General features: G+C 61.1%; 7 protein-coding genes. All 7 read right to left on the bottom strand.

Going from position 1 to position 8,933, the window contains the following annotated elements; genetic code table 11:
* Positions 1–39: 39 nt before the first annotated feature.
* The 7 genes from DYL61_RS22390 to flhA all read right to left on the bottom strand — a co-directional run bounded on the left by DYL61_RS22390 (position 40) and on the right by flhA (position 8,704).
* The gene (locus DYL61_RS22390) at positions 40–2,226 is read right to left on the bottom strand and encodes a chemotaxis protein CheA (protein ID WP_135310138.1); all 2,187 of its coding nucleotides are present in this window, start codon (positions 2,224–2,226) and stop codon (positions 40–42) included.
* 10 nt (positions 2,227–2,236) lie between these two features.
* On the bottom strand, positions 2,237–3,025 hold the full coding sequence (locus DYL61_RS22395; protein ID WP_105694880.1) for a protein phosphatase CheZ: 789 nt from the start codon (positions 3,023–3,025) through the stop codon (positions 2,237–2,239).
* A gap of 18 nt (positions 3,026–3,043) precedes the next feature.
* Positions 3,044–3,418, bottom strand: a complete 375-nt coding sequence (locus DYL61_RS22400) for a chemotaxis response regulator CheY (protein WP_015885173.1) — start codon at positions 3,416–3,418, stop codon at positions 3,044–3,046.
* 167 nt (positions 3,419–3,585) lie between these two features.
* Positions 3,586–4,326 carry an RNA polymerase sigma factor FliA gene (gene fliA / locus DYL61_RS22405; RefSeq protein WP_105694879.1) on the bottom strand — a complete coding sequence of 247 codons (741 nt, stop codon included), beginning with the start codon at positions 4,324–4,326 and terminating at the stop codon, positions 3,586–3,588.
* Positions 4,323–5,156 (bottom strand): flagellar synthesis regulator FleN, encoded by an 834-nt coding sequence (fleN, locus tag DYL61_RS22410; protein ID WP_003192912.1) that lies wholly within the window; start codon positions 5,154–5,156, stop codon positions 4,323–4,325. Before fleN ends, fliA begins: the two co-directional genes overlap by 4 nt.
* Before the next feature lie 104 nt (positions 5,157–5,260).
* Positions 5,261–6,577 carry a flagellar biosynthesis GTPase FlhF gene (gene flhF / locus DYL61_RS22415; RefSeq protein ID WP_135310139.1) on the bottom strand — a complete coding sequence of 439 codons (1,317 nt, stop codon included), beginning with the start codon at positions 6,575–6,577 and terminating at the stop codon, positions 5,261–5,263.
* Between the two features lie 12 nt (positions 6,578–6,589).
* The gene (gene flhA / locus DYL61_RS22420) at positions 6,590–8,704 is read right to left on the bottom strand and encodes a flagellar biosynthesis protein FlhA (protein ID WP_135310140.1); all 2,115 of its coding nucleotides are present in this window, start codon (positions 8,702–8,704) and stop codon (positions 6,590–6,592) included.
* Positions 8,705–8,933: the final 229 nt, after the last annotated feature.

The following is an 8,933-nucleotide window of genomic DNA, read 5'->3' on the forward strand; positions in this document are numbered from 1 at the left end:
CGTTAGGCGGGGCGGGCAAACCGCCCTACCCCACCAGAATCAAATACGCCGAGCGGCGTAACGCTTGAGCATGCTCGGAACATCGAGGATCAGCGCGATCCGACCGTCACCGGTGATGGTCGCACCCGACATGCCCGGGGTTCCCTGCAGCATTTTGCCCAAAGGCTTGATGACCACTTCTTCCTGACCCACCAGTTGATCGACCACAAAGCCGATACGCTGGGTGCCCACGGACAGAATCACCACATGGCCTTCGCGCTGCTCTTCATGCTTGGCCGATGCCACCAGCCAGCGCTTGAGGTAGAACAGTGGCAACGCCTTGTCGCGCACGATCACCACTTCCTGGCCGTCCACCACGTTGGTGCGCGACAGGTCGAGGTGGAAAATTTCGTTGACGTTGACCAACGGGAAGGCGAACGCCTGGTTACCCAGCATCACCATCAGGGTCGGCATGATCGCCAGGGTCAACGGCACCTTGATCACGATCTTCGAGCCCTGGCCCTTGGTCGAGTAGATATTGATCGAGCCGTTGAGCTGGCTGATCTTGGTCTTCACCACGTCCATGCCGACGCCACGGCCGGACACGTCGGAGATCTCGGTCTTGGTCGAGAAGCCCGGGGCGAAGATCAGGTTGTAGCACTCGGTGTCGGTCAGGCGGTCGGCGGCGTCCTTGTCCATCACGCCACGCTTGACTGCGATATTGCGCAGGATGGTCGGGTCCATGCCCTTGCCGTCGTCGGTAATCGACAGCAGGATGTGGTCGCCTTCTTGCTCGGCCGCCAGGATCACCTTGCCGTTGCGCGACTTGCCCGAGGCTTCGCGTTCTTCCGGGGTTTCCACGCCGTGGTCGACGGCGTTGCGCACCAAGTGGACCAGCGGGTCGGCCAGGGCCTCGACGAGGTTTTTGTCGAGGTCGGTTTCTTCACCCACCAGTTCCAGGTTGATCTCTTTCTTGAGCTGACGCGCCAGGTCGCGAACCAAACGCGGGAAGCGGCCGAAGACTTTCTTGATCGGCTGCATCCGCGTTTTCATCACGGCGGTCTGCAGGTCGGCGGTCACCACGTCGAGGTTCGACACGGCCTTTTGCATGGCTTCATCGCCGCTGCTCAGGCCCAGGCGCACCAGGCGGTTACGCACCAGCACCAGCTCGCCGACCATGTTCATGATGTCGTCCAGGCGCGCGGTATCCACGCGCACGGTGGTTTCGGCTTCACTGGCGGGCTTGTCGGCGGCGGCCGGTGCCGGTGCGGCAGCACGCGCCGGGGCCGCTGCGGCGGCAGGCGCTGGCTTGGCGACTGGCGCCGGGGCTTTCGCAGCAACCGGAGCAGCGGTGACGGCTGTAGCAGCCGGCGCCACTTCGCTGAACTTGCCTTTGCCGTGCAACTCGTCCAGCAGGGACTCGAACTCGTGATCGGTGATCAGCCCATCGCCCGCAGGTTCTGGCGCAGCCGGTGCGGCGGCGGTGGCGGCGACTTCCGGCAAGGCGTCGGCCACGAAGGTGCCCTTGCCATGCAGTTGGTCGAGCAACGCTTCGAATTCGTCGTCGGTAATATCGGTATTGGCGTTGGCTGCCGGTGCTTCTGGCGCAGCAGCAGGTGCCACGGCATCAGCAGCGAACTGGCCTTTGCCATGCAACTGGTCGAGCAGGGATTCGAACTCTGCGTCGGTGATATCTTCACTGCTCGGCGCAGCAGCGGGTGCCGCCGGCGCTTCGGCCTCGGCCTTCACGGCACTGAGGGAATTGAGCAGTTGTTCGAACTCGCTGTCGGTCACGTCCGGCTCGGCTTGCACCACAGGCTCAGGCACTGCCTCAACCACCGGTGCCGCCGAGGTGTCGGCAGGTTCCGCCAGGCGCGCCAGGGCGGCCAGCAGTTCCGGGGTGGCGGCCGTGATCGGTGCACGGTCGCGCACTTCACTGAACATGCCGTTGACCGCATCCAGTGCTTCGAGAATCACGTCCATCAATTCCGAATCAACGTGACGCTCACCCTTGCGCAGGATGTCGAACACGTTCTCGGCGATGTGGCAGCACTCCACCAGCTCGTGGAGCTGGAGGAAGCCGGCGCCCCCTTTTACAGTGTGAAAACCGCGAAAAATTGCATTGAGCAGGTTCGCATCATCCGGCCGGCTTTCCAGCTCGACCAGTTGCTCGGACAACTGCTCTAAAATTTCGCCGGCCTCTACAAGGAAATCCTGGAGGATTTCTTCATCGGCGCCGAAGCTCATGTGGTGCTCCTTAGAAGCCTAAACTGGATAACAGGTCGTCAACATCATCTTGACCAGATACAACGTCTTCACGTTTATCGGCATGAATCTGCGGACCTTCACCCTTGGCGAGATGTTTTTTTGGATCTTTTTCCGAGAGGATCGCCGCGCGGTCATGTTCGATACCGGCAAAACGGTCGACCTGGCCGGCCATGAGCACCAATTTGAGCAAATTGCTTTCCACTTCGGTGACCAATTGGGTCACGCGCTTGATCACCTGACCGGTGAGGTCCTGGTAATCCTGGGCCAGCAGGATGTCGTTGAGGTTGCTGGAAACCGTGCGGTTTTCCTGCTCGCTGCGTGACAGGAATCCGTCGACCCGACGCGCCAGCTCACGGAACTCTTCAGCCCCGACTTCGCGGCGCATGAAGCGGCCCCAGTCGTGGCTCAACGCTTGTGCCTCGGTGGCCATGCCGTTCACCAGGGGCGTGGCGTTTTCCACCAGATCCATGGTGCGGTTGGCCGCCGCCTCGGTCAGCCTGACCACATAGGACAGGCGTTCGGTGGCATCCGTGATCTGCGAGATTTCTTCGGCCTGGGGCATATGCGGGTCAATCTGGAAATTGACGATCGCACTGTGCAGCTCGCGTGTGAGCTTGCCCACTTCCTGGTACAGGCCGCGGTCACGGGTCTGGTTGAGCTCATGGATCAACTGCACCGCGTCGCCGAACTGGCCTTTTTCAAGGCTGTCGACCAACTGGTGAGCATGCTTTTTCAGGGTCGACTCGAAGTCGCCCTGTGACGTTTCGTTATGCTCCATAGCTCCCCCGCGATGGCATCAGCCGTGGATGCGTTCGAAGATTTTTTCGATCTTCTCTTTCAACGCCAAGGCTGTGAAAGGCTTGACCACGTAGCCGTTGACCCCAGCCTGGGCGGCTTCGATGATCTGTTCACGCTTGGCTTCGGCGGTCACCATCAGCACAGGGAGGCTGCGCAGTTTTTCGTCAGCGCGCACGTGGCGCAGCAAGTCGATACCGGTCATGCCCGGCATGTTCCAGTCCGTTACCAGAAAGTCGATGCTGCCGCTGTTGAGGATCGGAATCGCTGTAATGCCGTCATCCGCCTCGACCGTGTTGGTGAACCCAAGGTCACGCAACAGGTTTTTTATGATCCGCCGCATCGTTGAAAAGTCATCAACGATGAGGATTTTCATGTTCTTGTCCAATTCGACCTCCAAGCAGTCTTAAACGCGCCCAGCACCTGGACGCGCCATTTCAATCAACAGGCATTACACAAAAAGGACGCCTCGGCACCACGCAATGAAACCGCAAACGCCACAGGCCCTCACGGTCTCGAATGCAGTGTCCCTAAACTGCCTGTTCAGCGCGCTCGCCACTCTCCCAAACGCCCCCGCAAGCGGGCTGCGCACTGGCTGTGCAGCTGACTGACGCGCGACTCGCTGACCCCCAGGACCTCACCGATTTCCTTGAGGTTCAGCTCTTCGTCGTAGTACAGCGCCAACACCAATCGCTCACGTTCCGGCAGGTTGGCAATCGCTTCCGCCAACGCCCCCTGGAAGCGTTCATCTTCCAGGTCGCGCGACGGCTCCAGATGAGCACTTGCGCCGTCCTCGTGCAGCCCCTCGTGTTCGCCGTCCTGCAAGAGGTCGTCAAAACTGAACAGGCGGCTGCCCAAGGTATCGTTCAAAATCCCGTAGTAATCGTCGAGACTCAATTGGAGTTCGGCCGCAACTTCATGATCTTTAGCGTCGCGGCCGGTTTTTGCTTCAATTGCGCGAATTGCATCACTGACCATGCGCGTATTGCGATGCACCGAACGCGGCGCCCAGTCGCCTTTACGCACCTCATCAAGCATCGCGCCACGGATACGGATGCCCGCATACGTCTCGAAACTCGCACCCTTGCTCGCGTCGTATTTGGTCGACACTTCGAGCAGGCCGATCATGCCGGCCTGGATCAAGTCTTCGACCTGGACGCTGGCGGGCAAGCGTGCCAGCAAGTGATAGGCAATGCGCTTGACCAGCGGCGCGTAGCGCTCGATCAACTCGCCCTGACTGTCACGGGCAGACTTCTTGTACGCGTTGTAGCCAGTCGCTGTCATAGCACGGGTCCTGCGCTCGTCTGATGCACCAATCGCTCGACGAAAAACTCCAGATGCCCCCGCGGGTTGGCGGGCAACGGCCAGGTATCGACCTTCTGGGCAATGGCCTTGAACGCCAGTGCGCATTTGGAACGAGGGAACGCTTCGTAGACCGCACGCTGCTTTTGCACGGCCTTGCGCACACACTCGTCGTAAGGAACTGCGCCGACGTATTGTAAGGCGACATCGAGGAAGCGATCCGTGACCTTGGTCAACTTGGCGAACAGGTTGCGACCCTCCTGCGGGCTTTGGGCCATGTTGGCCAGCACGCGGAAGCGGTTCATGCCGTAGTCACGGTTAAGCAGTTTAATCAGGGCATAGGCGTCGGTGATCGAGGTGGGTTCATCGCAGACCACCAACAGGACTTCCTGCGCGGCGCGCACGAAGCTGACCACGGACTCGCCGATCCCGGCGGCGGTGTCGATCACCAGCACGTCGAGGTTGTCGCCAATATCGCTGAACGCCTGAATCAGGCCGGCGTGCTGCGCCGGGCTCAGGTGCACCATGCTCTGGGTACCGGAGGCGGCCGGCACGATGCGGATGCCACCGGGGCCCTGGAGCAGCACGTCGCGCAGCTCGCAGCGGCCCTCGATCACATCGGCGAGGGTGTGTTTGGGTGTCAGCCCGAGCAGAACGTCAACGTTCGCCAGCCCCAGGTCAGCATCCAGCAGCATGACGCGACGGCCAAGCTCTGCCAGGGCCAGGGACAAATTCACTGACACGTTAGTTTTGCCGACGCCACCTTTGCCGCCGGTCACCGCGATCACCTGTACGGGATGCATGCTGCCCATTTTATTTCTTTACCTTGTCTTGCTTAGACGCAGGCTACATGGCTTGGCCGCGTGTCTCTTGCAGGCCATCGATGTAGGTACATTTCACGGTGTTCGTCCTGCCCTCAACCCACCCGCTTTGCCGGGTTCTGGTAAAGGTCGGCGAACATATCGGCCATCGCTTCCTCGCTAGGCTCGTCTTGCATTTGCACACTCACGGCACGGCTGACCAACTGATGACGGCGCGGCAGATGCAGGTCATCCGGGATCCGCGGCCCGTCGGTCAGGTAGGCGACCGGTAATTCATGGCTGATGGCCAGGCTCAACACTTCGCCCAGGCTCGCCGTCTCATCCAGTTTAGTCAGGATGCAACCGGCCAGCCCGCAGCGCTTGTAGCTGTGGTACGCAGCGGTCAGAACCTGTTTCTGGCTGGTAGTTGCAAGCACCAGGTAATTCTTCGACTTGATGCCACGGCCCGCCAGGCTTTCCAACTGCATGCGCAACGCCGGGTCGCTGGCTTGCAGGCCGGCGGTGTCGATCAGTACCACACGCTTGCGCAGCAGCGGGTCGAGGGCGTTGGCCAGGGACTGGCCCGGGTCGACGTGGGTCACCGGCACATTGAGGATGCGTCCCAACGTCTTGAGTTGCTCCTGGGCGCCGATGCGGTAACTGTCCATGCTCACAAGCGCAATATTTTGCGCGCCGTACTTGAGCACGTAACGGGCGGCCAACTTGGCCAGGGTGGTGGTCTTGCCCATGCCGGCCGGGCCGACCATGGCGATCACACCGCCCTCTTCCAAGGGTTCGATTTCCGGGGTGACGATCATCCGCGCCAAGTGAGCCAGCAACATACGCCAGGCCTGGCGGGGCTCTTCGATTTCGGTGGTCAACGCCAGCAGGTCACGGGACAGCGGGCCGGACAGGCCAATGCGTTGCAGGCGGCGCCACAGGTTGGCCTGTTGCGGTTTGCTGCCTTGCAGTTGGGTCCAGGCCAACGAGCCGAGTTGCACTTCCAGCAGTTCGCGCAGGCCGTTGAGTTCAAAGCGCATCGAGTCGAACACGCGCTGGTCGACGGCGGCAGCCGGAGCAGGCGCGGCAGGACGTGGCGGCTCTTTGAACGTCGGTTCCACCAACGGCTCGGCGGCGGTCAGCGGCAGCCCGGCGAACAACTGGCGATTGGTGGTGGCATCGCTGTCGCCACGCATGCTCAGTTCGGCCTGGGCCGAGACGATGCGCGAGGCGGTCTTGCGCAGCTCGTCTTCGAGTTCCATGTTCGGCACGCGCGGGGCCAGGGCCTGGGGGGTGTAATCCAGGGCAGCCGTCAGCTCGACACCGCCGGCAATACGACGGTTACCGATAATCGCGGCGTCGGCGCCCAGCTCATCACGGACCAGTTTCATGGCCTGACGCATATCGGCGGCGAAAAAACGCTTAACTTGCATAACCCACTACCCTCAGCCGTTGGGCCCTACTGTCGCGACGATAGTCACTTGCTTGTTGTCAGGAATTTCCTGATAAGCCAAAACGTGCAAATTCGGTACTGCCAGGCGTCCAAACCGCGACAACATTGCCCGGACCGGGCCGGCCACCAGCAGAATCACCGGTTGGCCCTGCATTTCCTGGCGCTGTGCGGCGTCAATCAAGGAACGCTGCAGTTTCTCAGCCATGCTTGGCTCCAGCAGAACGCCCTCTTCCTGGCCTTGTCCTGCCTTCTGAATACTATTGAGCAATATTTGTTCCAACCTGGGTTCCAGGGTGATCACAGGCAGCTCAGACTCAGTGCCTACAATGCTTTGCACGATTGCACGCGACAATCCGACGCGCACCGCAGCCACCAGGGCGGCAGTATCTTGACTCTTGGCGGCATTGTTGGCGATGGCCTCGGCAATGCTGCGAATGTCACGCACCGGCACTTGTTCGGCCAGCAGCGCCTGCAACACCTTGAGCAGTTGCGACAGCGACAGCACGCCCGGCACCAGTTCTTCGGCGAGTTTTGGCGAGGCCTTGGCCAGCAAGCCCATCAATTGCTGGACTTCCTCGTGGCCGATCAGCTCGTGGGAGTGCTTGTACAGGATCTGGTTAAGGTGCGTGGCAACCACGGTACTGGCATCCACCACCGTGTAACCCAGGGACTGCGCCTGGCTGCGCTGGCTGATTTCGATCCACACCGCCTCCAGGCCAAAAGCCGGATCTTTGGCGGTTATGCCATTGAGACTGCCGAAGACCTGCCCCGGGTTGATCGCCAGTTCGCGGTCCGGGTAGATCTCGGCTTCGGCGAGGATCACGCCCATCAGGGTCAGGCGATAGGCGCTCGGCGCCAGGTCGAGGTTGTCGCGGATATGCACGGTCGGCATCAGGAAGCCCAGGTCCTGCGACAATTTCTTGCGCACCCCCTTGATCCGGGCGAGCAACTGGCCGCCCTGGTTGCGGTCCACCAGCGGGATAAGGCGGTAGCCGACTTCCAGGCCGATCATGTCGATAGGAGTCACGTCGTCCCAGCCCAACTCCTTGGTTTCCTGGGCGCGGGCCGGGGATGGCAGCAGTTCTTGCTGGCGGGCGATCTCTTGCTGGGCAATCACTTTGACCTGGTTCTGCTTTCTCCAGAACAGGTAGGCTGCACCGCCCGCCAGGGCCGCCATGCTGAGGAAGGACACATGGGGCATGCCCGGTACGATGCCCATGATCGCCATGATCGCGGCGGCCACGGCCAGGGCCTTGGGCGACGCGAACATCTGCCGATTGATTTGCTTGCCCATGTCTTCGGAGCCCGAAGCACGGGTCACCATGATGGCCGCCGCTGTGGATAACAACAGTGATGGCAATTGCGCCACTAAACCGTCACCGATGGTCAGCAAGGCGTAGACCTTGCCCGCGTCGCCGAAGGTCATGCCGTGCTGGAAAATACCGACCGCCATGCCGCCGATCAGGTTGATAAAGAGGATGAGCAGGCCGGCGATGGCGTCACCGCGCACGAACTTGCTGGCACCGTCCATGGAGCCATAGAACTCGGCTTCCTGGGCCACTTCGGCACGACGGGCCTTGGCTTGGTTCTGGTCGATCAGGCCGGCGTTGAGGTCGGCGTCGATGGCCATCTGTTTGCCGGGCATGGCGTCGAGGGTAAACCGCGCGCTCACCTCGGAAATCCGCCCGGCACCTTTGGTCACCACGACGAAGTTGATGATCATCAGGATCGCGAACACCACGATACCAACCACGTAGTTGCCGCCGATCACCACCTCACCGAAGGCCTGGATCACCTTACCGGCGGCGGCGTGACCGTCCTGGCCGTGGAGCATCACCACGCGGGTGGACGCGACGTTCAGCGCCAACCGCAGCAGGGTCGCCACCAGCAGAATCGTCGGGAATACCGCAAAGTCCAAGGGCCGCAGGGCGTACACACACACCAGCAGCACCACGACCGACAGCGCAATGTTGAAGGTGAAGAACACGTCCAACAGGAACGGCGGCATGGGCAACATCATCATTGCCAGCATCACCAGCAACAACAACGGCACACCCAGATTGCCCCGCGACAGGTCAGTCAGGGTGCCACGGGCCGTGCTGAGCATTTGAGAGCGATCTACCACCGGTATTCCTCGTGTTCCTTGAAGCAAAGTTTTGACGCCATAAGGCGACTTGCAGGCGGTATTGCAAGAAGCCTTCCAACTTTGACTGGGAACTCGGAACACTGCTTATGCACACATACAAATGTGGGAGGGGGCTTGCCCCCGATAGCGGTAGATCAGCACCAGATAGGCTGACTGAACCACCGCTATCGGGGGCAAGCCCTAATGCCAG

Origin of the sequence: Pseudomonas nabeulensis (genome assembly GCF_004682045.1) — a bacterium.
GTDB classification, from domain to species: Bacteria; Pseudomonadota; Gammaproteobacteria; order Pseudomonadales; family Pseudomonadaceae; genus Aquipseudomonas; species Aquipseudomonas nabeulensis.